Here is a 24,303-nt window from a genome sequence, read left to right on the forward strand (position 1 = left end):
GCGGGCTACATCTCCTCGTGGGTGTCGGGGTCGCCGTCCCAGAGCCGGCCACGTTCGAGGGCGCTGATCGCCGCGATCTCGTCGCCCGACAGCAGGAAGTCGAAGACGTCGGCGTTCTCGCGCTGGCGGACCGGGTCGGCAGACTTCGGGATCGGGGTCGACGACAGCTGCGTGTGCCAGCGCAGCACGACCTGCGTTCCGGTGACGCCGTGGGATGCCGCGATGTCGGCGATGACCTGCTCGTTCAGCAGCTCGCTGCGCCGAGCCAGGGGGCTCCAGCTCTCGGTGCGGATGCCGTTCGCAGCGTGGAACGCGCGCAGGCCGGCCTGCGGGAAGTAGGGGTGCATCTCGACCTGATTGACCGCCGGGGCGACTCCGGTCTCCTCGATGAGGCGGGCGAGCATCGGCTCGGTGAAGTTCGAGACGCCGACCGAACCGACCTGCCCCTCGTCGCGGAGCGCCAGCATCGCACGGTAGGTCTCGAGCCACTTGCCCTGGCTCGGGTTCGGCCAGTGGATGAGGTACAGGTCGATCTTCTCGACGCCGAGCCGGCCGAGCGAGCCTTCGGCGCTGCGGATCGTCTCGTCGAAGCCGTGGTCGCGCCCCGGCACCTTGGTCGTGATGATCAGCTGGTCGCGGATGCCGCTGCGACGCACGGCTTCCCCGACCTCCGACTCGTTCTGATAGTTCACCGCGGTGTCGAGCAGCCGGTAGCCCGAGTCGATCGCGGCGGCGATGGCGTCGATGCCCTCGGGGCCGCGCAGGTTGTAGGTGCCGAGCCCGAGCTCGGGGAAGTCGGAGCCGTCGTTGAGCGAGACCGTGGGAATCGTGACCATGCCGCACACGCTACGCCGTCGCCGTGGTCTTCGGTGCGGGCTTGCGCAGAGCGATCCCGTCGCTCAGCGGGCCAGGAACTCCTCGATGACCGTCAGCACTCCTGCCTCGGTGTGCGAGGGCGCGCTGTAGCGGGCGACGGCCGCGATCTCGGGGTGCGCCTCGGCCATCGCGTACGAGTAACGGGCCTGCTGGAGCAGTTCGAGGTCGTTGAGGTAGTCACCGAACGCCATCGTGTGCTCGGGGCCGATCCCGAGCGTCTCCTGCAGACGGGACAGCGCCCGCCCCTTGTTGACCCCCGGGTTCATGATGTCGACCCAGTGCTGCCCCGACACCACGACCTGGTGCGTCTCGCGGAGGTCGAACAGCTCGGGTGCGACCGAGTCCTCGGCGAGCGCGAAGTCGTAGACGGCGAGCTTGAGGATCTCGTCGTCGACCGAGGTCAGGTCGTCCACGACAGCGAGCTCGGCGTAGTACTTGTCGGCCTCGGCGAAGAAGGCTGCGTCCGCGCGCTCGATGTAGGCCGACCGCTTGCCGCAGACGACGAGGCCGACATCGAGGTGGTCGAGACCGCGGATGCGGCGGACGACGGATGCCGCGAACGCGGGGTCGACGGCATCCGAGCTGACCTCGGCGCCGTCTCGGACGACGTACGCACCGTTCTCGGCGATGTAGTCGAGCTCGACCGGCGCATCCGCGAACTGCCGGCGGAGCGTCGCGAGCTGGCGTCCGCTTGCGGGAGCGAACACGATGCCCCGATCGCGCAGCCGCGGCAACAGCCGCCACAGGCCCTCGGGGATGCGGCCGTCCGCGTCGAGGAGCGTGCCGTCCATGTCGACGGCGATCAGGCGGATGTCGGGAGAGGTCACTCCCCCATCCTCTCCGACACGACCGGCGGCTGCGGCCGTGCGCCCCCGGGGGATAACCCGAAAGGGAGTCTCCGGGCGGCTCGCCTGCGCGGCACCCGGCCGCGGTCCTAGCGTGGAGCCATGACCACCGCCGTCGCCAGCACCGCCCCTCCATCCCGTGCTCTGACCTGGGTGCGCCCGCTCGGAGCGCTCGCCCAGCTCGCCGCCCTCGGCTTCGCGGGCACCGCCGTGTTCACCGTGCTCCTCACCCTCATGGCGACGGGGATCGGCCTGACTCCGGCACTCGGACTCGGCCTGCCGATCCTGGTGGGTTTCGTCTACGCGCTCTGGCTCACCGGCTGGCTCGAATACGCCCGCGTCGACGGCCTGTACGGGTGGGGCCTGCCCTCGCTTTCGCCGCGCAGCAGCGGCCGGCCCGGGTTCGGCGGCTGGCTCCGCACGGTCTGGCTGCAGTTCACCGACGGGCGGATGTGGCGCGGGGTCGCCCACGCAACGATCTCGACGGTGCTGGGGCTCATCGCGCTCAGCCTGTCCGGACTGCTCGCGTCGGGCTTCGCCCTGATCTTCGCCCCGCTCTACGCGGAGCAGACCGTCACCGTCGCCTCGACCTGGATCAGCGTTCCCCGCGAGGGCGCCGTCGTGGCCGGGGTGCTCCTGGTCCTCGTGCCGGCAGCCCTCCTCGTGGGGATCACCCTTCTGCACGGCATCCTCGCCAAGGCGATCCTCGTCCCCTCGCGCGAAGCGCAGCTGGTCGAGGCTGCCCGCACCGCGGGGGTGCAGCGCGAGGGCGCGGTCCGCGCCGGTGAGCTCGAGCGCACCCGCATCGAGCGCGACCTGCACGACGGCGTGCAGCCGCGGCTCGTCTCGGTGGGCATGACGCTGGGACTCGCCCAGCAGAAGATCGACGACGACCCGGATGCCGCGAAGGAACTGCTTGCCGAGGCCCACACCTCGACGAAGGCCGCGATCACCGAACTGCGTCAGCTCGCCCGCGGCATCCACGCCTCGGTGCTCGACGATCGCGGACTCGACGCGGCACTGTCCGCCCTCGCCGCCCGCTCGCACGTGCCCGTCAGCCTCGACGTACGGGTCGACCAGCGGTGCAGTCGCACCGCGGAGGCGGCGGTGTACTTCGCGATCGCGGAGTCGCTCACCAACGCTGCCAAGCACTCGCGGGCCGGGGAATGCCGCGTGGTGGTCCGTCACCGCGACGATCACACCCTCTGGGCGCGGGTCGAGGACAACGGCGTCGGTGGAGCCCGGGTCATCCCCGGAGGCGGGCTCGACGGGATCATCAACCGCATCACCGCCGCGGGCGGCACGACACGCCTCGACAGCCCGGCCGGTGGACCGACCGCTCTGGAGGTGAGCGTGCCGTGCGCATCCTGATCTGCGAGGACTCGACGCTGCTGCGAGAGGGGATCGTCCGGCTGCTGGCCGACTCGGGCCACGAGGTCGTCGCGGCCCTCCCCGATGCCGACGGTATCTCCGCCGCCGTGGCCGAGACCCAGCCCGACCTCTGCATCCTCGACGTCCGGCTGCCGCCGACGTTCACCGACGAGGGCATCCGCGCGGCCCTCGCCCTGCGTGCCGAGAACCCCCGGCTGCCCATCCTCGTCCTGAGCCAGTACGTCGAGGAACGCTACGCGAGCGAGCTCATCACTTCGCAGGGGGCGGCCCTGGGCTACCTCTTGAAAGACCGCGTGGCCGACGTCGGCGAATTCCTCGCGACGATCGAACGCATCGGCGCGGGAGCCACGGTTCTCGACCCCGAGGTGGTCGCGCAGCTGCTCATGCGCCGATCGCGTGACGAGCGGATGTCGCGGCTCACCGAACGCGAGCGGACGGTGCTCGCCCTCATCGCCGAAGGGCGCAGCAATCAGGCGATCGCCGCCGCGATGTTCCTCAGCGAGGCGAGCGTCGAGAAGTACATCACCTCGCTCTTCCAGAAGCTCGACCTCGAGCAGGACGAACACGGAAACCGCCGCGTGCTCGCCGCTCTCGTCCATCTCGAACACGGCGGCTCACAGCCGCAGAACGGAGCAGTGCGATGAGCACGACCCTGACCCCGCCTCCTGCCACGCCGCCGGGAGCCGCCGACGGGCCGCCGTCGGCGGGCGGGCCGCCCCCGACGGGGCCGACGTCGACGCCGTCGTCCGCAGCTCGCGTGATCGCCGGGCTCACGATCGCCGCGGGCGCAGGCCTCCTCGTGTTCACCGCCGGAACCAGTGTCGTGTCGACGGTCGTCAGCGGCGGCACCGCGACCTCGACGATCTCAGCGCCGACCACGGGTGTGAGCATCCTCGAGATGGATGCCGCGGCTGCCGACGTCGAGGTCTCCTTCGGCGATGTCGACGAGGCGACCCTCACCGTGACGGGCACGGGAGGCGCCGAGGCGTGGGAGCTCGCCCGCGACGGCGACCGCCTCGTGGTCGACTCGGACCGTGACTGGTGGAGCGGATGGCGCCTGTGGGGCGGAACGTCGCGGGCGACGCTCGTCCTTCCCGACGACCTCGCGGGACTCGACGCCCAGCTGACCGTGGGGGCGGGGGCCCTGCGAGCGGACGGGGAGTTCGGCGCTCTCGCGCTGCGCGCCGATGCCGGGTCGATCGATACGGCCGGCTCCGCGACGAGCCTCGACACCCGAGTGTCCGCCGGACGCGTTTCGGTCGAGCTCGACGGGGTCCGTGAGGCGACCGTCGACGTCAGCGCCGGCCGGGTGTCGGGCTCCCTCGCGGGCACCGCTCCGACGTCGGTGACGATCGCCGCCGAGGCGGGCGGGGTCGACCTTGCGCTCCCGCGTGGTGATTACGCCGTCAGCTCGACCCAGGAGGCAGGCTCGTTCGTCAACGGCCTGACCGAAGACCCCTCGTCGCGCAACCGCGTCGAGGTCCGGGTCTCGGCGGGGTCGGTCGTCCTTCGGGAGGGTCGCTGAGGGTCCTGCCGCGATCCTGAACGATCACTATGCAGCGCTGATGAGAACGGCCCAGCCGTTGCATCCCGTTACCTGGTCGTTATAACTTCGAGGCACGCAGTTCCCCCCAACTGCGCGGTGTGATCTCTGGTGCAAGGGATGACAGGGCCGGTCGACGATTCTGAGTCGACCGGCCCTTCTCACGTCCGGCTGGCGGTCGCCGCGGTCGTAGGCTGGCCCGGTGCGTGCGTTCACCGGTCATGTTCCCGGGTCGCCCGCTTACCGCCGGCTCATCGCCGGATTGTTCTTCGCCGGCGTCGCGACCTTCGCGCAGTTGTACTCGCCCCAGGCGGTCCTCCCCTTCATCGGCTCGGAGTTCGGGGTCGAACCGGCCACGGCCGCATTGGCGGTCTCGGTCTCGACGCTCGGTCTCGCCGTCGGCGTCATCCCCTGGTCGGTCGTGGCCGACCGCATCGGTCGCGTACCCGCGATGGCGACCGGGGTCATCGCCGCGACCGTGCTCGGCCTGCTGGCCCCGCTCGCCCCGACGCTGCCGCTGCTGCTCTCCGCCCGGCTGCTCGAGGGCGTGGCACTCGGGGCCGTGCCCGCCATCGCCCTCGCCTATCTGTCAGAAGAGGTCGACGCCGCCCACACCGCGACGGCAGCCGGCAGCTACATCGCCGGCACCACGATCGGCGGACTGCTCGGAAGGCTCGTCGCGGGCCCCTTCGGCGATGTCGGTCTGTGGCGCGGCGGCGTGTTCGCCGTCGCGGCGGTGTGCGCGGCGTCGGCCGTGCTCTTCCTGTGGCTCACCCCGCCGGCCCGCGGCTTCGCGCCGCAGCGGAGGACCGGAACCTCCGGCCCCTCGCTCGTCGCCCGGCTCGCGACGAACCTGCGCGACCGTCGCCAGCTGTCGCTCTACGCGCAGGGATTCCTGCTCATGGGCGGCTTCGTCGCCGTGTACAACTACCTCGGTTTCCACCTGGTCGCGCCGCCGTACTCGCTGCCGCTGTGGGTCGTGAGCTTCCTGTTCCTCGCCTACCTCGCCGGGACCGTAGCCTCTCCCTGGGCCGGGTCGCTCGCGGGGCGGTTCGGACGTCTGCCGGTGCTGCTGGCGGCGCTCGCGGTCATGGCGATCGGCATCGTCGTGACGGCGGTGCCCCACGTGATCGCGGTGCTCGTGGGGCTCCTGATCCTGACCGCCGGCTTCTTCGGCGCCCACGCGATCGCCTCGGGCTGGGCTCCCGCGGCCGCGAGGCCGGAGACGCGCGCTCAAGCCGCGTCGCTGTACTACCTCGGGTACTACGGTGGCTCGAGCCTGTTCGGCTGGCTCCTGGGATATGCCTTCCACGACCTCGGCTGGGCCGGTGTCGCCGGATGCACCCTCGTGATGGTCGCGGTCGCCGGCCTGCTCGCGGTGCTCGGGCTCAGGGCGCCGCGTCAGCCGGCCTGACCGGGGCCGGGTCCGGCAGCGCAGCGGCGGCAGCCGCGGGCTCCGGCGGCGCTGCGTCGGCGTAGGCCCGGCTCAGTCGCCGGTACTGCGGCGAGAGGAACGCGAGCAGCACCACCACGAGCATGAGCGCGCTCGCGGCGACGAAAGCCAGGGCGATGCCCCGCGCCTCACCGCCGCCGAGGAGCCAGCCGAAGCTGCGCTCACCGGCATCCGTGCGCATGAAGGGAATCAGACCGAACTGCGCGAGCGGTCCGACGAGGTACGCCGAGATCGGCGAAGCGGCCGACTCGACCGACGCCGCGAAGCCGAAGACGCGGCCCTGGGTCTGGAACGGGACGACGCGCTGGATGACGGTCTGCTCGGCAGCCTCGGCTGCGGGCATGAGCATCATGAACACGAAGATGCCCAGGGCATAGAGCCACCACCACTCGCGGATCGCGAAGGTCATCCCGAGCACCGCGACGCCGACGTTGACCAGCAGGAGGGTGCGCACCGGGTTGCGGCCGAGACCGCGGGCGGCGACCAGCGCGCCGCCGACGATGAACCCCGCGGTGACCGCGAGCACGATCCCCCACGCCTCGACGGTGAAGAGCGTCAGCCCATACGGATCCATGAGCGCCATGAACACCCCGCCGACGAGGTTGTTGAGGGTCGTGAACAGGATCAGGCCCAGCAGCCCCGGGACGGATCGGATCGCCGGAACGACGCCGCGGAACGTGAAAGCCGGTGCCGCAGCCTCGTGCGATGCGGCGATGCCGCGCTCGGGGATCGACACGAATGTCAGATGCGCGAGGGCCAACGCGGTCGCGGACACCGCGATCACGACGGTCCAGCCCATCCCGAGGAGGCCGATCGAGAGACCGGAGAAGACGCTCGTGACGATGAACGCCACACCCTGAACCGTCCCGACGAGGCCGTTCGCCCGGTCGCGGCGGTCGCTCGGCACGAGAAGGGTCACGGTGGTGGACAGCGCGATGTTGCGCAGGTTCTCCACGACTCCCCCGACGAGGATCAGGCCCGCGAACACCCAGAACCAGGGGCGCCCCCAATCGACGAGGATCGACTCGGGAAACAGCAGGTAGACCGCGCCGGCACCGAGATAGGTCGCCAGGGTGATGAGGCTCGAAAGCACCATCACGGCCTTCTTCTTCATGTGGTCGACGAGGGCCCCGAAGACCACCCCGAACACGGCGACGAGCAGCATGTACGAGCCGCCGATGATGGATGTCGCCAGAACGTTCTCCGTGGCGAGGTAGGCCCAGAACGTCAGGGCGAACCAGAGGAAGCTCGAGGTCACGTTCGCGAGCAGAGTGTTGCCGAGCACCTGGTGGAACGCGCGTATGCGCGAGGTCTCCAGCGCGCTGAGCGGGGCGGTCATGGGACGAACAGTAGACCCGCTCGCGAACGCGGAGAAGAACGCGTTTCGGGTCGACGGTCAGGCTCGCAGCGCGGGATCGGCGAGCGACCACTTCTGGGCCGTCTGCATCATCCAGAACACCAGGAACAGCGCCAGGGCGATGAGCTCTCCCGCCAGCACGACGGGGATGTCGAACAGCACCGCCGACACGACGGTCGCGGCGAGGTCGAGCAGGAGCGCGATCGCGACGATGACGTACCCGATCCGCGTCCGCCTCGCCGGTGGGTGCGCATCGGAGGGCCGCAACGCCTCGGCGAGCGCGACGAGGGCGATGAGGATGAAGAAGCCGAAGGCCGCGACGGCGTGACCGTAGCGGACGAGCAGTTGCGGTGCGAGCGTCCACACGAGGGCCACGCCCGCGAGCACCGTCGCCGCAAGGGCGAGCGTCGGCCCCGTGTCGCGGAGGGCGACGTCTCCGCGTCGCGCCAGCACGAGACCGATCGCGAGCACGACGGCGCCGATCACGAGGTACGTCGCCAGAGCGTTGTCGAGGTCGTCCGTGAACCCGGCGGGGACGCACGGGGCGGCGCAGTCGACGACGACGCCGGGCACCTCGCCGGCCGAGATCGGCGTCGGGATGATGGCGATGAGCGGGGCCAGGAGCGCCGCGACATCCAGCAGCACCCGCTGCGGGCCCCGCCCGGAGAGCGCGAGCAGGCAGGCCGCGGCCGCGACGAGGGCGGCGGAGAAGACGGTGCGGGCCGAGCTGTAGAAGTAGTGGCTGACGCTGGGCAGCACTCCCGCGTCGGGGATCGCGAAGAGCACCGCGAGCATGATCGCGACGGGTGCGCCCGCGAGGGTCAGGCGCAGGTAGCGATACGTGCGCTGCGAGGTCGAGACGGGCGGCACGACGCCAGGCTAACGGCGACGTCCGACGTCCGCCGCATCCGCCCCGGTGACCGGAGCGGATGCGGCGGCGCGGCGCGTCAGGAGACGGCGGCGATCTCGTTCGGAACGTGCGGCAGCTTCACCGTCTGCACGATCTCACCCGTCGTGAGGTCGACCGCGACGAGCTCGCTGTCCGCCGGGTCGGCGACGTAGGCGATGTCGCCCGCGACCTTCACGGCCGGGTGCGGAGCCTGCCACTCGGCCGGACCCTCCCACGGGTCGACAACGGGCAGGGACTTCGTGATGCCCCCCGTGGCGGGATCGATCCAGTGCAGCGATCCGTCGGTGCCGATCAGCACGGCCTCGCCGGCCGGCCCGCGCGCGATGCCGCGGAAGGTGTACTCGACGCCGGCGGGCAGCGCGACCTTGGTCAGCGACTTCGCCTCGGTGTCGACGAGGGCGATGTTGCGCAGCAGGTAGCCCTCGGCGTCGGGGTCGTCCTTGTAGTCCATGACGACGAGCGGGCTGTCCTCCGCGACGAAGGCGTTGCCGATCCGGCCGTACGAGTCGGGCGAGGTGACTTTGGTGATCTCGCCGCCGTCGTAGATGATCGCGCCGTTCTCGCAGCCGAACACGACGCGCTCGCCCTCGGCGGTGCCCTCACCGTGGACGCCCGGGCAGTCGGCGTTGGACGCGACCTCGGTGCCGTCCGCATCGAGCACGCGGATGCCGGTGCGCCCGGCCTCGCCGCCGACGGTGGTCAGCAGTGTGCCGTCCTCGAGCTCGACCGAGACGCCGTGGTGCGCCTCGACGCCGGCGATCACCTCGGCGTCGGGCAGCTTGCCGTCGAGCTGTGCGAGGTCGGCGGTGTCGAAGATCGTCGTATCGCTCGTCGCGTCGTCGTACAGCACGGTCTTGCCGCCGTGGACGACGACGTGTCCGGCGGCGTCCGCCGGGACGACGAGGTCGGTGAGCTCGGGCTGCTGCACGTCGAGCAGCTGGAAGCCCTCCGACGTGGTGACCATGACGTGGCGGCCGTCACCGGCCGCGTTGAGCCGGATGAAGTCCTCGGAGTCGAAGTCTCCGATCACCTCGAGCTCGTCGCCGCCGAGCACGAGCACGCCGCCCTCGTAGCCGAGCGCGACCCGGGGACCGGCGGGGACGGATGCCTCGGCCGACGCGTCACCGGACGGGCTGGACGTCGCGGAGGGCGAGGACGAGCATCCCGCCAGCACCAGGGCTGCGGCGCCGGCGAGGGCGCCGAACTGCAGGGTTCTCTTCATGGGGTGGGTTTCCTTTCCAGGGAAATGCCTCATCGGGTGAGGCCGTCGGTGATGCGCTGAAGGTTCTGGCGCATCATGTCGAGGTAGGTGTCGCCGGGCTGTCCCTCTGGCGCGAGCGACTCGGTCAGCAGCGGCACGACGGACACGTCGCGCCCCGCTTCGTCGGCGAGGACGCGCATGAGCCGGTCGGGCTGCGACGAGTCGGCGAAGATCGTGCGCACCCCGGCGGTGTCGATGGCGTCGACGAGCTCCTGCAGGTCGGACGCGCTGGGCGCTGCGAGCGTCGTGCCGCCCGGCGCGGCCGCCCCCAGGATGCGGACGTCGTAGCGGCGCGCGAGGTAACCGAACACGTGATGGTTGGTGACGAGCGCGCGGTGCTCGGCGGGGATGGACTCCAGGCCCGCCGCCATCTCGGCATCGACGGCCTCGAGTTCCGCGACGTACGCGTCGGCGGCGTCCGTCACGGCCTGCCCGCCGTCACCGGCGAGGTCGGCGAGGACCGGAGCGAGGGCGTCGACGACACGAGCGGTCTGGGTCGGATCGGTCCAGAAGTGCGGGTCGACCGCGTCGGAGTCGAGGTACCCGAGGGTCTCGACGTGATCGCCCGCGACGAACTGGGCCACACCGTCCGCGGCGGACGCGTCGACGTGGTGCTGCACCCCCTCTTCGAGCCCGAGCCCGTTCGAGACCACGAGATCGGCACTGCGCATCGTCGCCGCGTCCTGGGCCGAGAGCTCGAAGGAGTGCGGATCGGCGTCCCGCGGCATGAAGGTGACGACGTCGAGCTCTTCGCCGGCGAGGTTCTGCACGATGTCGCCCAGGATGTTGGTCGTCACGACGACGGTCGGGCGGTCGCTTCCTGCCCCCGAGCAGCCCGCGAGCGAGACCACCCCGGCGACGACGAGGCCGAGAGCCAGCGCCGCCCGCCTCATCGGCCCGTCTCCGTGAAGAGGGCGGGGGCGTGCTCGGTCGCGAAGCTTCGGGCCACCCGCCCGCCGTCGGCGGGATCGAGCTCGAACAGCGTTCGCTCCGCGGGCCCGTTGAGGTAGGTGCGACGCTGGTCCGCGACGAGGTCGACGCCCGCGGCGAGCGCCGGGTCTGCGACGGATGCCGCCACCAGCGGCTCCGTGCGGGAGAGCTGCTCGCCCGTCGCACCGGAGATGACGATCACCGAGCCGTCGGCGGCGAGCGCGACCACGGTCTCGTCGGCGTCGTCGACGGCCGTCACGCGGACGATCGGCTGGCCGGCGTCGTGCGCCGTCCACGAGCGCTCGCGGGTGTCGAGCAGCCAGAACGCCGAGGACTCGGTACGACCGGCCACGGTGGGGCGACCCTCGCGGTTCGCGAACGACAGGGCACGGCTCGGCCCGCCCGCGGGATACGGGATGCTCTCGAGAGCCGTGCCAGCGGCATCCGAGACGGCGAGCACGGCACCGTCGGCGCATCCGATGACGACGCCCACATTGGTCGCGATGGATCCTGCCGGGTCGACGCAGGGCGCGGTGTCGAGTTCCGATCCCGAGGCGTCGACGCGGCGGATCTCGCCCGAGCCGGCGTCGGCGATCAGCGCTCCCCCGGGGATCGGTGCGACGAGGGACCCGGGGGCATCGAGGTCGAGGCGGAACCTCTCGACGATGTCGCCCTTCTTGAGCGCGTCGAAGTCGAGCAGCACGGCCTCGCCGCCGCGGTCGCCGTCGTCGAAGTAGACGCCGACCCCGAGATCGCTCGTCACGGTCCGCGGTGTGCCGGAACCCTCGAGCTCACCGAGGATGCGGGACGGCGCCTCGTAGTAGTGGAAGTGGTCGACGTGGTTCCACGTCCACACGCCGCTGTCGATGATCGACACCTCACCCTCGCGGCCCGCGAAGAGGAAGCGTCCTTCGCTGTCGAGCGTGTCGGCGGGAGCGATGTCACCGAGGACCTCGGACTGCTCGTCGATCAGGTCGAGGTGGTGCACGGCACCGTCGGTGCCGATGCTGGTGAGGTGCAGCGCGGGCTCGGCGAGTTCGCGCGCCCCGGCGATGGCGCCGTGACCGTCGCCGAGGGCTTCGCCACGCGCGGTGGCATCGGCATCCGGAGTCGCGGCGGAGTCCGACGGAGCGGCCTGGCAGCCGGCGAGCAGGGCGGCACCGGCGGTGAGAGCGATGAGCGAGAGAGGTGCACGAGTTCTCATGCGGTCCTTTCCGGGGTGTTCGGGATGACGGATGCCGGCGCGCGGCGCCCGTCCGGGCGGGTCAGAGCGCGCACGAGCGCGCGGATGCCGGTGGAGACGGCACCGGAGCAGATCGCGGTGAATGCGACCGTGGCGCCGGCAGCCGTGGCGGCGTGCCAGGAGATGAGCAGGCCCACGGCGACGGAGAGCGTGCCGATCAGGGCGGCGAGGATCATCGTGGGCACGATGCGCCGGGTCCACTGCCCGGCCGCGACGGCGGGGCCGAGGAGCATGCCGACCACCAGCAGCGAGCCGACCGCCTGGTAGGCCGAGACCACCGCGAGCGTGACGAGCCCGACGAGGACGATGTGGGCGGCGCGGGGACGGAGACCGAGCAGCTGCGCCTGTCGCGGGTCGACGGTCAGCGCGACGAACGCGCGGTGCCCGAGGGATGCGACGACGACGGTGACGATGACCGCGACGGCGAGGGCGACGAGTTCGGAGGGACCGATGGCCAGGATGTCGCCGAAGAGGATGGCCGAGGCATCCGTCGCGAAGCTCCGCGACGCCGAGATGACGATGATGCCGAGCGAGAGGCTCGCGACGAACAGGAGTCCGATGCTGGTGTCGGCCGAGAGGCGGCCCCGGCGCTGCAGGGCTCCGACCCCGAGCGACATCGCTGCCGCACTGATGGCAGCGCCCGCCATCGGCGGGAACCCCGTGAGGGTCGCGACGGCGACCCCGGGAAGCATGCCGTGCGCCATGGCCTCGCCCAGGAACGCCATGCCGCGCAGCACGACCCACGTGCCGACGATGCCGCACACGATCGCCACGAGCGCACCGCCGAGCAGGGCGCGCTGGACGAACGTGACGGCGAAGGGATCGAGGAGGAGGGACACGGTCGACGACCTTACATGAAAGTGAGAACCGTTTTCATTTGCAATACTGGGTGGATGTCCAGCTCCACCACCCCACTCGTCCCCGGTGGCTCCGTCGTCGCCCTGCGGGAGGTGACCGTCGCCTTCGACGGGCACCTCGCCCTTCGCGGCGTGGATCTCGACGTGACCGGCGGAGAGGTCCACGCGATCGTGGGCGCCAACGGGTCGGGGAAGTCGACCCTGATCGCCGTCGCGGCCGGGCTCCTCTCCCCCACCTCGGGAACGGTGCGCCGGGAACCCGGCATCCGCGTCGGTCTCGTACCGCAGACCTCGAACGACGGCGCCCGCCTGCCGCTGACCGTGGCCGACCTGGTCGCGATGGGGCGCTGGCGCGAGCGGGGACCATTCCTGCCGCTGCGGCGCAGCGACCGCGCGCGCATCGCCGAAGCGATCGACACCGTCGGGCTGGCCCCGCTCGCCCGGCGGCCGCTCGGCCTGCTCTCGGGCGGCCAGCGCCAGCGGGCGTACATCGCGCAAGCCCTCGCGCAGGAGGCCGACCTGCTGCTGCTCGACGAACCGATGAGCGGACTGGATGCGGCATCCCGCGACGCCGTCGCATCCGCTCTCGCCGCCGTGGCGAGCACGGGCACGGCCGTCGTCGCCGTCACGCACGATCTGGCAGAGCTCGGCGACGTCGATGCCGTGTGCCGCCTGGTCGACGGGCGCGTCGTCGAGAGTTCTTCCGCCGCGCCGCGTGGACGCGGACACCGCGGCGCGGCTACCGTGAGAGCGTGACCGCTGCTCCCATCGATGCCACCACCACCGCCGCCTGGACCGACCTCGAGTCGCTGAAGAAGGGCTTCACCCCCGACCTCCGCGGGTGGTTCGACAGCGACCCCGGGCGCGTCGAGCGTCTGAGCCTGCCGCTGGCCGACCTGCACGTCGACCTGTCGAAGAACCTCGTCACCGATGAGATCGTCGCCGCCCTCGTGCGCCTGGCCGAGCAGACCGGCGTCGCCGAGCGCTACGCCGCGATGGTCTCCGGCGAGCACATCAACACCAGTGAAGACCGCGCGGTGCTCCACACTGCCCTGCGTCGCCCCGCCGGCGCCTCACCCGAGCTCGTCGTCGACGGCCAGGACATCGACGCCGACGTCCAGGCCGTGCTCGAGAAGATGTCGGCCTTCGCCGACCGGGTGCGCTCGGGCGAATGGACCGGCATCACCGGCAAGAAGGTGACCCACGTCGTCAACATCGGCATCGGCGGCTCCGACCTGGGCCCGGTCATGATCTCCGAGGCGCTTCGGCCGTACGCGACCGCCGGCATCCAGGCGCGGTTCGTGTCGAACATCGACCCGTTCGACATCGCGAACAAGACCGCCGACCTCGACCCCGAGACGACGCTGTTCATCGTCGCGTCGAAGACCTTCACGACCCTCGAGACCCTCACCAACGCGCGCCTCGCCCGCGACTGGCTGTGGGCCGGGCTGCAGGAGGCCGGCGCGATCGACGACGGCGAGGCGCAGAAGACGGACGCCGTCGCCCGCCACTTCGTCGCCGTCTCGACCGCGCTGGACAAGGTCGAGGCCTTCGGCATCGACCCCGCCAACGCGTTCGGATTCTGGGACTGGGTCGGCGGCCGCTACTCCGTCGACTCGGCGATCGGCCTGTCGCTCGTGATCGAGCTCGGCCCCGACGCGTTCCGCGACCTGCTCGCCGGCTTCCACGCGGTCGACGAGCACGTGGCATCCACCCCGCTCGAGAAGAACGTGCCCGTTCTCATGGGCCTGCTCAACGTCTGGTACACCAACTTCCTCGGCGCGCAGACGCACGCGGTGCTCCCCTACGCTCAGCAGCTGCACCGCTTCGCGGCCTACCTGCAGCAGCTCACGATGGAGTCGAACGGCAAGTCGGTGCGCTGGGACGGCACCCCCGTCACCTCCGACACCGGCGAGGTGTTCTGGGGCGAGCCCGGTACCAACGGCCAGCACGCCTTCTACCAGCTCATCCACCAGGGCACGCGGCTGATCCCCGCCGATTTCATCGCCTTCGTCAACCCCGCGCACCCGCTCACGGACGGCGGCCGCGACGTGCACGGACTGTTCCTCGCGAACTTCCTGGCGCAGACGAAGGCGCTCGCCTTCGGCAAGACGGCCGACGAGGTCGAGGCCGAGGGCACGACCGGAGCGCTCGTCGCCGCACGCACGTTCGCCGGCAACCGTCCGACGACGTCGATCTTCGCGCCCGCGCTCACCCCGAGAGTGCTCGGCGAGCTCATCGCGCTCTACGAGCACATCACCTTCACGCAGGGCACGATCTGGGGCATCAACTCGTTCGACCAGTGGGGCGTCGAGCTCGGCAAGCAGCTCGCCCTGCAGATCGCGCCCGCGATCGAGGGCGACGCCGACGCGCTCGCCGCGCAGGACGCCTCGACCCAGGCCCTCCTCGCCTACTACCGCACGCACCGCGATTCCTGACCCACAAACACACACCGTCGACTCGCCAGAGAACGCGAATGCTGGGGCACCGGCATCCGCGGTTCTCGGCGAGTCGACGCGCAGGGGCCGGGGTCAGGAGGGGGCCGTCAGGGTATGCATGCGCTCACCGGCGGCGTTGAAGATGCTGATGACCTCGGCGGGGCGCGTACCCACCGCGCTGATGGAATGCGGGGTGCGGGTGTCGAACTCCGCCGCCTCGCCGCGCGCGAGGATGAGCTCCTGGTCGTCGAGCACGAGCCGGATCCGCCCGCTCAGCACGTAGAACCACTCGAAGCCGTCGTGGACCCGAGGGGCCGGCGCCTCATCAGACGGCGGGAACGTCACCTTGTAGGTCTGCACGGGTGAGCTCTCGCGCGTCAGCGGCGCGACGACATGACCGTGCCGGGTCGTCGCGGGCCGACGCACCCGGGGATCGGGATGCTCGGCGGGCACGAGATCGTCGATCCGGATGCCGAGCTGCCGCGTCAGCGGCACGAGAAGCTCGAGGTTCGCTTGACGCTTGCCCGACTCGAGCCGCGAGAGCGTGCTCGTCGACATGCCCGCCCGCTCCGCGAGCTCTTCGAGGGTGAGCCCGCGTTCCTGCCTGGCCGCGCGCAGGCGCGGGCCGATTTGATCCAGTCCGGTCATGCATCCAGTTTGCCATTTCCGCAAACCTGTTTGCCAGACCGCACTCGAAACCGGATGCTGTTCGACATGCAGAATCTCGATCAGGACGTCGTCATCGTCGGCGCCGGCCCCGCCGGCCTCAGCGCCGCGCAGATGCTCGGACGGGCCCGCCGCCGCACCCTCGTGCTCGACTCCGACAGCCCGCGCAATCGTTTCGCCGAGCACATGCACGCCGTCGTGGGCTTCGACGGGACCTCGCCCGCCGAGCTCCGCCGGCGTGGCCGAGAAGAGGCGGAACGCTACGGCGTCGTCTTCCGCTCAGCACGCGTCGCGTCGGTGACCGAGATCGACGCCGGCCTCGAGGTCGTCCTCGCCGGCGGCACCGAGCGGATCACGACGCGAGCGCTTCTCGTCGCGACCGGCGTCTCCGACCGCATGCCCGATGTGCCGGGGCTCGCCGAGCGCTGGGGACGGACCGTGCTGCACTGCCCCTACTGCCACGGGTGGGAAGTGCGCGATCGCCGTATCGGCGTGCTCGCGACGTCGCCGATGAGCCTGCACCAGATCGAGCTCGTACGGCAGTGGAGCCCCGACGTCGTGGCGTTCACCGCTGCGGCGGGTGACCTCGGGGACGACGTGCGGGAGCGGCTGCGCGCTCGCGGCATCCGCACCGTCTCCTCGCCCGTGGTCGCCGTCACCGGCCCGGCGGAAGCGGTGGACGACGCCGGCGACGCAGCGATCGGCGATGTCGTGACCGCCGATGGGCAGCGCGTGGCGATCGACGCGATCTTCACCGGCGGACACCTCGAGCCTCACGACGGCTTCCTCGCCGGGCTCGACCTCGCCCGCGCCGACGGACCGGTCGGGTCGTTCATCGCCGTCGATGCGGCGGGGGCGACGAGCCACCCCCTCGTGTGGGCCGCCGGCAACGTCGTCGCACCGATGGCGAACGTCCCCCTGTCGATGGGCGCCGGGTCGATGGCCGGCGCCGCGGTCAACGCCGCGCTCGTCGGCCGCGACGCTGCCGCAGCGCTCGAGCGCCGCCGCGGTCACGCCGCCGACTGGGAGGCGCGATACGCCGAGACGGACCGGGTGTGGTCGGGGCGCGTGAACGAGACGACCTCGACGGTGATCGCCGAGCTCGAGGCGGCGGGCTCGCTCACTCCGGCCGCGGCGCTCGATCTGGGCTGCGGCGAGGGCGGCGATGCCCTGTGGCTCGCATCGCGCGGGTGGTCGGTGACCGGCGTCGACCTGTCGCCGACGGCGGTCTCACGGGCCCAGGCGGCCGCCCGTGACGCTCAGGTCGACGCGACCTTCGTCGCCGGGGAGATCGACGCGGCCGAGCTCGGCGAGTTCGACCTTGTGACGACGAGCTTCTTGCACTCGTGGGACCCGGAGTTCTCCCGCATCCCGCTCCTGCGCGCCGCCCTGCGCCACGTCGCCCCGGGCGGACGACTGCTCGTCGTGTCGCATGCCGGCGGACCGCCGCGCGGGCCCGAGGACGGCGAGCCGCACGACCATCTTCCGTTCCCCACGCCCGCCGAGGAGCGCGCCGCGCTCGACCTCGACCCCGCAGAGTGGGTGGTCGAGCGCGAGGAGATCGTCGAGCGGCGAGAGATCCGCGAGCACGCCGCCTCTGCGGCATCGGGCCACGCGGCATCCCGTCCCCCGCACCCGCTCGACGGCGTCCTCCTGCTCCGCCGCCTCCCCTGACCCCACCTACGTAAAACGTCGACTCGCCAGAATCTGCGGATGCCGGGGGCCCGGCATCCGCGATTCGTGGCGAGTCGACGTTGGGGGTCGGGGGTTGGGAGTTACTTCTCCAGGACCAGGAGGGGGGCGCCGGTCGTCGTCGGGCCGAAGCCCACGGGGTCGACCGTCGCGAACGCGTCACCGTTGAGGACGATGACCGGCGTGATCAGCGGGTAGCCCGCCTTCTCGATCACGGCACGGTCGAACGTCACGAGGGGCGTGCCCTGCTCCACGCGGTCGCCGGCCTTGACGTGGACCTCGAAGCCCTCGCCCTTCAGGTTGACGGTGTCGATGCCGACGTGGATGAGCAGTTCCACCCCGTTGTCGAGCTCGAGGCCGAACGCGTGGCCGGTCGGCTGTGCAGCCGCGACGGTTCCGGCACCGGGCGAGACGACGGTGTTGCCCGTCGGCTCGATCGCGACACCCGGACCCATGACGCCGCCACCGAAGACGGGGTCCGGCACCTCGGAGAGCGCGAGGGCCGTGCCGTCGAGCGGAGACGCGATCTCGATCGCCGCCGACACCTCATCGGTGGCGCCGGGCTTGTCGAGGGTCGCGGTCGCGGTCCCCTGCGCGGTCTGCGCGGGTGCCGCGGTCGACGAGCCCGAGGCCGCAGCCGCAGCGGGCGCTGCCGCAGCACCGGCAGCCGTCGCGCCGGCCTTCGCCTCGGCCTTATCGCGCTGCGCCTCGAACTCGGCGCGCTGCTCGGGCGTGCGGTAGTCGCTGATGATGACGAGGGCCATCGCGACAACGAACGCCGCGAGCACGGCGATGCCGTAGAGGACGACCGAGTCGAAGGCGGGGATCGTCAGGAGCGACGTGAACACGAACGCCTGCGTCTTGACGCCACCTCCGATGCCGATGATGAGACCACCGACGAGGCATCCGACGAGCATCCGGGGGTAGATGCGCTTGAAGCGCAGGTGGATGCCGTAGAGCGAGGGTTCCGAGATGCCGCCGAGCAGACCGGCCGCGAGGGCTCCCGTCGCCGTCTGCCGCATCTGCTTGTCACGGGCACGCCACGAGATCCACAGCACGCCGGCGGTCGCGCCGAAGCAGGCGAAGTTCCACGCACCCATGGGGCCCTGGATGAAGTCGTAGCCGAGCGTCTGGATGTTCAGCAGCATGATCGCGTTGATCGGCCAGTGCAGCCCGAGCGGCACCATGAAGGGGTAGGCGAGCGGGATCACGATCGCGAAGATGAACGGCGAGAAAGTGTTGATCGAGCTCAGGACGTTCGCGAGACCGGCACCCGCGTACACACCGATGGGTCCGATGAGGAAGGCCGTGAGCGGGATCATGATCAGCATCGCCAGGAACGGCACGAAGATCAGCTGGATGTTCTCGGGGATGACCTTGCGCAGCCCCTTCCAGAGCAGCCCGAGCGCACCCGCCATGAGCAGCGGCGGGAACACCTGCGAGCTGTAGTCGAAGATCGTCAGCGGCAGACCGAAGACCGAGACGGTCGTGATGTCCGAACCGAGGAAGTTGATCTGCTGCGCGCCCTCCTGGGTCGCCAGACCCGAGAACTGCGGCAGCATCACGACGGCCATGATCGCGAAGCCGACCCACGGGTCGGCCCCGACCTTCTTGGCCGCGTTGTAGGCGACCATGAGCGGCAGGAAGATGAAGACGCACTGCCACATCAGGTTGACGAACTGCCACGACGGGTCGAGGACGACGCCCGGGGCGTTCCAGGCCGGGATGACGCCGAGAGTCGCCATCAGCGCCATGAACGTGATGAACAGGGATGCTCCCAGCAGCGCGCCGAGGATGGGGCGGAACGAGTCCGACAGGAACTCGAACAGGGAGTCGAGCCAGGCGACCTTGCCGCGCGGGCCCTTCGCGCGCTCGCGCGCCTTGACCGAGTCGATGTCGTCCTCGTCGACAGCGCCACCGCCGGCGCCCGACATCGACGGGAGCGCGTTGATGTCGTTGTAGACGTTCTGGACGGCTCCGCCGATGACGACCTGGTAGCGGTTCCCGGCCTGCGGCACGGCGCCCATGACGCCGGGGATCGCCTCGACCGTCGACTGATCGACGTTCGAGGAATCGCGCAGTTGGAAACGCAGGCGCGTGGCGCAGTGCGTCAGACTCTCGATATTTCCCGGACCGCCGACGGCGTCGACGATCGATTCAGCGGGGCTTGTCGTCATGGCTTCTCTCCTGTTCTCCGACGGGTGGCCGGAGTTCTTCGCCCGGAACTTTACCCTGAGAATTCGCCGGGAACGAGGGCTTGACCGGTCATGGCCTGACCACACTCGTTTCCGCTCCCCCGGAGGAAGATCTCCGCGCCCGACGACCCCGGGCGCCCTGTACGAGCGCATCCCCGATGACGAACGCGGCGAGCGGCAGGCCGACGAGGGGAAGGAAGTACCCGATGCCGATCGCGACGGCCACCACGAGCACGACACCCCATACCGGCGCGTTCGGAAGGGCCTCGCCGGGGACCGTGCCCATCCGGCGAGCGGGGTCGCGGGTGGGCCGGCGCTTCCACCACATCAGGTACCCGAGCACGACCATCGTCGCGATCCCTGCGGCGACCACGAACAGGACGAGCTGATTCACGAGGCCGAACATCGACCCCATGTGGAGGTCGACGGCCCACCGCGCGAGCTTCGCCATGAACGGGTAGTCCGCGAAGTCGACCCGGTCCACGACCGCGAGCGTGTCGCCGTCGATCGCGACACCGTCGACCTCCGTCGGGAAGCTGCGCTGGATCTCCTGGACGACCCACGCCTGCCCCGCAGCCGAGGGCGGCCGGATCTCGATGAGGCCGACGTTCACGTTCTCGGTGCGCGCGACCGCGAGCACGTCGTCGAAGGTGTCGGGTGAGACCGCGGCGGTCGGCGCCGCGACGACCCCGTGGTCCGCATGGGCTCCCGCAGCACCACCGGAGCCGGTGTCACCGAGCGCCGTCGACAGCGCCGGGTTCTGCCACGACAGTGCCGCTCGCAGCGTCGAGACGTTCGCACCGCCGTAGGTGGACCACGTGATGCCGGAGGCAGACAGGAAGAGCGCTCCGAGTACGAGCCAGACTCCGAGCGACGCGTGCCACCCGAAGAGGCGTCGGTAGCCCCGCGCTCCGCGCTTCGGGCGGAGCAGGTCCTTCTTGGCGCGCGCCGTACGCAGCCGCACCGCCCAGAGCGTGAGCCCGGCCACCACGACGATGCCGAGCCACGAGGCGGCGAACTCGCTGTAGAGGCGGCCCGGCTCGCCGAGGTGGAGATTGCGGTGCAGGTCGCTGACCCACGCGCGAAGCGGCAGCGCGCCGCTCGTGCCGTAGACCGTCAGGTCGCCTCGGATCTCGCCCGTTCCGGGGTCGACGAAGACAGCGCGGGTCTGGCTCGGACCGAGCCCCTCCTGGGCGAACATGACGCGCGTCGTGTCGCCCGCTGCGGGCGCGGGCCGCACCGCCGCGAGCGAGGCGGCGTCACCGATGTACCCCTCGGCGATGCGGACCTGGTCGCCGATCGGGAGTGTCGTCTCGGTGACCGGCGCGCTGAGCTCATGGGCGTAGATGACGCGCTCGAGCTGCGGCGTCACGACGTAGACCGCTCCGCTGAGCGCCGCGATCAGGATGAACGGGCCGACCAGGATGCCGGCGAAGAAGTGGATCCGCAGCAGCAGCGGCATGACCCACGCACGCGACCGCCGGGGCGGAGCGTGTTCGCGGGGCGTGGTGGCGGGCGCGCCGCCCGTATCGGCGGCGCCGCCGGTGGACGCGTATGACTCGGTGATGGACATGGGACTCCTCGGTCATCGGGGTGCCGGCACGCGAAGCATGGTCAGCGCGCACGACGGATCGCCCCGACGGGCGCCGGGGCGTCAGAGAGCGAGGAGAGCGGGCGGGCCGCGACGCGCGGGCGCCGCGACGAGGGCGCGAAGGCGCGGTGTGCGAACGCTCGACGCGAGGGGGCGCAGACGCGGCGGCATCGGCGCGGAAGGGACGGCATCCCGAGTCACAGACCGCAGCCGCGTCGCGATGCGCCGCGCGAGATCGGCGAGCGCCGCGAGCAGCCGTTCGCCGCGATGCAGCAGCAGGGTCGTTATGGCGGCCGCCAGGATGTGGGCACCGATCATCGCGGCGTCCGGGGCTGCCGCAGCGATCGCACCCGGCGCGGACGGGGATGCCGGGAGCGACATATGTCCCGCGTGCAGGCTGAACGGCCCCGTCAGGCCCGACGCCGGCGTGGGCATCCGTGCGGAGCCTGCGAGCGGCACGACTCCGAGGGCGAACATGACGTGGAAGAGCGTCTGCGCGGCCGTGACCGCGGCACCGAGGCGCACGACCGAGACGCGGCACCCGACGACGGGGAGGCTGATCATCAGCGACAGCGCCCACGGGAGGGCGGCACCCAGCGCCGAGGGCGGTTCGCCTCCCGCTGCGACGTGCGACAGCAGCGCGACGAACGTGGCCAGGGTCGCGGCAGCGGCGGCTCGCAGCGCGCGCTGGTGGCGAGAAGGGGTCACGTCGCGGCGGTCGGTCGGCTGGCGTCAGACGCCGACGCGGGAGAAGGCGTCGAGGCTGATGCCCTGATCGAGGACGGTCTTCGACCACTCGCGGGCCGAGTGCAGCGAGTGGTCACGGTAGTTGCCGCACTCGAGAGCGGAGACGCCCGGAATGTCGGCCTCGACGGCCTCCTCGGCGATGAACCGCAGGCTGCCGGTGAGCGCCGCGACGACATCGGCGACCTCGGGCTCGCCCCACATGAGCAGGTGGAAGCCGGTGCGGCATCCGAACGGCGAGATGTCGATGACCCCCGCGATCCGATCGCGGAGGAGACCCGCGAGCATGTGCTCGATGGTGTGGATGCCGGCGGTCGGGATCTCGCCGGCGTTGGGCTGCACGAAGCGGACGTCGAAGTTGGTGATGGTTCCGCCGTCCGGTCCGTGCTCGACGCCGATCCGGCGCACGTACGGGGCCAGCACAGCGGTGTGATCCAGCGTGAAGCTCTCGATTTCAGCCACGTGTTCCTCCTTCGACGCGGACGGTCGGACGGCCGCCGAGCGCCGCCGTTCCGGCCAGAGTAACGCTCCCCGTCATGGGCTCGGCGCGCTCGGGCATTCAGGTTACGTCCAGGGACTGTCCGGGACTCGTCCAGACTCAACCCGCAGACTCGGGGAGTTTTGTGCGTCCGCCCGAGACGCCCGCCGCCTGTCGCGGTGCCCGCAAACATCGAAGGACCGCCCCTGTTCGCATGACTTCTTCGTCGAACCAGACCACCCGCCGCGACCTGCGGCGCTCCGCCAGCGTGAGCTCCAGCTCCGCATCCCGCCGCTTCGTCCGTCCCGCCGCCCTCACCCTCGGGCTGGCCATGGGGCTGACCGCGGTCGTGGGCACGACGGCCTCGGCCGCACTGCCCACGGCATCCGGCCCCGCACCGGTGATGCAGCGCGCTGCGCTGGTGACCGCCGCGGTCACGTCGACGGCGAAGCCGCTCAGCGCGATCGAGCAGGCCACGAGCGACGCCGTCGCCGCGGCTGAGGCATCGGTCGTCGAGGCCGCCACCGTGACCGGTGACGTCTCGGCCGCCGCGCTTCCGATCGAGGGCGATACGACGATCGACACGACGCAGCTGCGCGAGCGCATCGAGGGCCTGAAGGACACCGAGGTCATCCCGACGCTGCTCCTGCCCGACCTCACCGACAAGCTCACGGACGCGACCGACGATGTGCAGGCCGAGACGGCCGACCTCCGCGGACGTCTCGAGGCCGCACAGGCGCAGAAGGCCGCCGAGGAAGAGGCCGCGCGGATCGCCGCCGAAGAGGCCGCAGCCGCTGAGGCCGCCGCGAAGGCGAAGGCCGAGGAAGAGGCCGCAGCCGCAGCCCAGCGTTCGAGTGGCTCGCGCTCATCGTCCTCGTCGTCGTCGTCCGCGCCCGCTGCTTCGGCGGTCGCTTCGACGGGCGACAACTCCCCCGGCGCCGCGCAGCAGGCCGCGAGCAACATGCTCGGCGAGTTCGGCTGGGGCCAGGACCAGTTCTCGTGCCTCGTCTCGCTCTGGAACAAGGAGTCGGGCTGGAACTACCAGGCCTACAACAGCGGCAGCGGTGCGTACGGCATCCCGCAGGCGCTTCCCGGCAGCAAGATGGCTTCGGCCGGTGGCGACTGGCAGACCAACGCCGTCACCCAGGTTCGCTGGGGCCTCGGCTACATCTCCGGCCGCTACGGCTCGCCCTGCGGCGCCTGGGGCCACTCGCAGTCGGTCGGCTGGTACTGATCACCGCTCGCTGACGGTTCGCGAAAGCGCACGTCCGCACGGTCCGCTCACGCGGAGACCGTGCGGACGTGCGCTTTCGCCGTTCCGGAGCGGGGTCAGTCCTCGTCGAGGGGGTCCTCGTCGAGGGGGTCCTCGTCGAGGGGGTCCTCAGCCGTGACCTCGAGCGTCGGAGCTTCCTCGATCGGGTCGATGGGCATCTCACCGGGTGCGACGAAGGGCACGTTTCCATTGAGGCTCATGGTGGTTCCTCCCTGCAGTTCGTGAGTGGCTCACGCTACGACGTCGCCAGCGAGCGGTCAGCCCCGTTGCCGTCCAGCGATACCGGGTGTACCCACTGTCGGAGGGCGGGAGTACCGTCGGTCGCGACGAGGAGGTCACCGGCTCGAAGCGGGGGCGCAACCGCCTGCACATCGACGTGTCGGTCGCGCCCGTCGACGGTGCTCGCCGCGCGACGGCCGAGGCCGTGGATGCCGAGAAGGATCGTCTCGTCGGGCTCGGGGCGAGCGTCGTCCGGCTGGTGGAACAGCAGTGGGGTGCGTGGCCCGAGCGGTACTGGCAGATGCGAGACCCCGAAGGCAACGAGTTCTGCCTCCCGTGA

The 24,303-nt window shown here is 71.1% G+C and carries 23 protein-coding genes; 9 read left to right on the forward strand and 14 right to left on the reverse strand.

What is annotated here, in order from left to right; genetic code table 11:
* Positions 1 to 5: 5 nt before the first annotated feature.
* Together ACI2K6_RS05905 and ACI2K6_RS05910 are read right to left on the reverse strand one after the other, a co-directional pair.
* A complete protein-coding gene (locus ACI2K6_RS05905) occupies positions 6 to 836 on the reverse strand; it encodes an aldo/keto reductase (RefSeq protein ID WP_282502123.1) in 831 nt (276 codons plus the stop codon).
* 63 nt (positions 837 to 899) lie between these two features.
* Positions 900 to 1,703 carry a Cof-type HAD-IIB family hydrolase gene (locus ACI2K6_RS05910; protein WP_274178437.1) on the reverse strand — a complete coding sequence of 268 codons (804 nt, stop codon included), beginning with the start codon at positions 1,701 to 1,703 and terminating at the stop codon, positions 900 to 902.
* Between the two features lie 120 nt (positions 1,704 to 1,823).
* Between ACI2K6_RS05910 and ACI2K6_RS05915 the strand changes: the two genes are divergently transcribed.
* From ACI2K6_RS05915 to ACI2K6_RS05930, 4 genes are all read left to right on the forward strand, one after another.
* Positions 1,824 to 3,092: a sensor histidine kinase gene (locus tag ACI2K6_RS05915; protein WP_404568243.1), complete on the forward strand. Its 1,269-nt coding sequence runs from the start codon at positions 1,824 to 1,826 to the stop codon at positions 3,090 to 3,092.
* Positions 3,080 to 3,757 carry a response regulator transcription factor gene (locus ACI2K6_RS05920; protein ID WP_112616643.1) on the forward strand — a complete coding sequence of 226 codons (678 nt, stop codon included), beginning with the start codon at positions 3,080 to 3,082 and terminating at the stop codon, positions 3,755 to 3,757. Before ACI2K6_RS05915 ends, ACI2K6_RS05920 begins: the two co-directional genes overlap by 13 nt.
* Positions 3,754 to 4,638, forward strand: coding sequence for a hypothetical protein (locus tag ACI2K6_RS05925; RefSeq protein ID WP_274178435.1), 885 nt, complete (start codon positions 3,754 to 3,756; stop codon positions 4,636 to 4,638). Before ACI2K6_RS05920 ends, ACI2K6_RS05925 begins: the two co-directional genes overlap by 4 nt.
* Before the next feature lie 220 nt (positions 4,639 to 4,858).
* Positions 4,859 to 6,070: an MFS transporter gene (locus tag ACI2K6_RS05930; protein ID WP_404568244.1), complete on the forward strand. Its 1,212-nt coding sequence runs from the start codon at positions 4,859 to 4,861 to the stop codon at positions 6,068 to 6,070.
* Here ACI2K6_RS05930 and ACI2K6_RS05935 read toward each other — a convergent pair.
* From ACI2K6_RS05935 to aztB, 6 genes are all read right to left on the reverse strand, one after another.
* Positions 6,045 to 7,448 carry an MFS transporter gene (locus tag ACI2K6_RS05935; protein WP_404568245.1) on the reverse strand — a complete coding sequence of 468 codons (1,404 nt, stop codon included), beginning with the start codon at positions 7,446 to 7,448 and terminating at the stop codon, positions 6,045 to 6,047. The two genes, ACI2K6_RS05930 and ACI2K6_RS05935, sit on opposite strands and share 26 nt — an antisense overlap.
* A 57-nt stretch (positions 7,449 to 7,505) precedes the next feature.
* Positions 7,506 to 8,336 (reverse strand): hypothetical protein, encoded by an 831-nt coding sequence (locus ACI2K6_RS05940; protein ID WP_323987279.1) that lies wholly within the window; start codon positions 8,334 to 8,336, stop codon positions 7,506 to 7,508.
* A 77-nt stretch (positions 8,337 to 8,413) separates the two neighbouring features.
* The gene (gene aztD / locus ACI2K6_RS05945) at positions 8,414 to 9,598 is read right to left on the reverse strand and encodes a zinc metallochaperone AztD (RefSeq protein ID WP_404568246.1); all 1,185 of its coding nucleotides are present in this window, start codon (positions 9,596 to 9,598) and stop codon (positions 8,414 to 8,416) included.
* A gap of 29 nt (positions 9,599 to 9,627) precedes the next feature.
* Positions 9,628 to 10,530, reverse strand: a complete 903-nt coding sequence (locus ACI2K6_RS05950) for a metal ABC transporter solute-binding protein, Zn/Mn family (protein WP_404568247.1) — start codon at positions 10,528 to 10,530, stop codon at positions 9,628 to 9,630.
* Entirely contained in the window at positions 10,527 to 11,771 is a 1,245-nt protein-coding gene (locus tag ACI2K6_RS05955; protein WP_274178429.1) for a hypothetical protein, read from the reverse strand. Before ACI2K6_RS05955 ends, ACI2K6_RS05950 begins: the two co-directional genes overlap by 4 nt.
* Complete coding sequence (aztB, locus tag ACI2K6_RS05960; RefSeq protein WP_274178428.1) at positions 11,768 to 12,649, reverse strand: zinc ABC transporter permease AztB; 882 nt, start codon at positions 12,647 to 12,649, stop codon at positions 11,768 to 11,770. The genes ACI2K6_RS05955 and aztB overlap by 4 nt, the downstream gene beginning before the upstream one ends.
* 54 nt (positions 12,650 to 12,703) lie before the next feature.
* Between aztB and aztA the strand changes: the two genes are divergently transcribed.
* Positions 12,704 to 13,423, forward strand: coding sequence for a zinc ABC transporter ATP-binding protein AztA (gene aztA, locus ACI2K6_RS05965; RefSeq protein WP_274178427.1), 720 nt, complete (start codon positions 12,704 to 12,706; stop codon positions 13,421 to 13,423).
* A complete protein-coding gene (gene pgi, locus ACI2K6_RS05970; protein ID WP_404568248.1) occupies positions 13,420 to 15,105 on the forward strand; it encodes a glucose-6-phosphate isomerase in 1,686 nt (561 codons plus the stop codon). Before aztA ends, pgi begins: the two co-directional genes overlap by 4 nt.
* A gap of 93 nt (positions 15,106 to 15,198) precedes the next feature.
* On the opposite strand, the gene ACI2K6_RS05975 is transcribed toward pgi, so the two are convergent.
* Entirely contained in the window at positions 15,199 to 15,753 is a 555-nt protein-coding gene (locus ACI2K6_RS05975; RefSeq protein ID WP_112616623.1) for a helix-turn-helix domain-containing protein, read from the reverse strand.
* 66 nt (positions 15,754 to 15,819) lie between these two features.
* On the opposite strand from ACI2K6_RS05975, the gene ACI2K6_RS05980 reads away from it, so the two are divergent.
* On the forward strand, positions 15,820 to 17,445 hold the full coding sequence (locus tag ACI2K6_RS05980) for an FAD-dependent oxidoreductase (protein WP_404568249.1): 1,626 nt from the start codon (positions 15,820 to 15,822) through the stop codon (positions 17,443 to 17,445).
* Positions 17,446 to 17,546: 101 nt separating this feature from the next.
* On the opposite strand, the gene ACI2K6_RS05985 is transcribed toward ACI2K6_RS05980, so the two are convergent.
* The 4 genes from ACI2K6_RS05985 to ACI2K6_RS06000 all read right to left on the reverse strand — a co-directional run bounded on the left by ACI2K6_RS05985 (position 17,547) and on the right by ACI2K6_RS06000 (position 22,455).
* Positions 17,547 to 19,640, reverse strand: a complete 2,094-nt coding sequence (locus tag ACI2K6_RS05985) for a glucose PTS transporter subunit IIA (protein ID WP_404568250.1) — start codon at positions 19,638 to 19,640, stop codon at positions 17,547 to 17,549.
* 88 nt (positions 19,641 to 19,728) lie between these two features.
* Positions 19,729 to 21,231, reverse strand: a complete 1,503-nt coding sequence (locus ACI2K6_RS05990; protein WP_404568251.1) for a PepSY-associated TM helix domain-containing protein — start codon at positions 21,229 to 21,231, stop codon at positions 19,729 to 19,731.
* An 81-nt stretch (positions 21,232 to 21,312) separates the two neighbouring features.
* Positions 21,313 to 21,957 carry a hypothetical protein gene (locus ACI2K6_RS05995; RefSeq protein ID WP_404568252.1) on the reverse strand — a complete coding sequence of 215 codons (645 nt, stop codon included), beginning with the start codon at positions 21,955 to 21,957 and terminating at the stop codon, positions 21,313 to 21,315.
* 24 nt (positions 21,958 to 21,981) lie between these two features.
* Entirely contained in the window at positions 21,982 to 22,455 is a 474-nt protein-coding gene (locus ACI2K6_RS06000; protein WP_114588189.1) for an S-ribosylhomocysteine lyase, read from the reverse strand.
* A gap of 230 nt (positions 22,456 to 22,685) precedes the next feature.
* Here ACI2K6_RS06000 and ACI2K6_RS06005 point away from each other — a divergent pair, with 230 nt between their 5' ends.
* The gene (locus ACI2K6_RS06005; RefSeq protein ID WP_404568253.1) at positions 22,686 to 23,705 is read left to right on the forward strand and encodes a lytic transglycosylase domain-containing protein; all 1,020 of its coding nucleotides are present in this window, start codon (positions 22,686 to 22,688) and stop codon (positions 23,703 to 23,705) included.
* Between the two features lie 95 nt (positions 23,706 to 23,800).
* On the opposite strand, the gene ACI2K6_RS06010 is transcribed toward ACI2K6_RS06005, so the two are convergent.
* Entirely contained in the window at positions 23,801 to 23,944 is a 144-nt protein-coding gene (locus ACI2K6_RS06010; protein WP_404568254.1) for a hypothetical protein, read from the reverse strand.
* Between the two features lie 86 nt (positions 23,945 to 24,030).
* Between ACI2K6_RS06010 and ACI2K6_RS06015 the strand changes: the two genes are divergently transcribed.
* Complete coding sequence (locus ACI2K6_RS06015) at positions 24,031 to 24,303, forward strand: VOC family protein (protein WP_404568255.1); 273 nt, start codon at positions 24,031 to 24,033, stop codon at positions 24,301 to 24,303.

The organism is Microbacterium sp. NPDC006705, from assembly GCF_044903545.1.
GTDB classification, from domain to species: Bacteria; Actinomycetota; Actinomycetes; order Actinomycetales; family Microbacteriaceae; genus Microbacterium; species Microbacterium plantarum.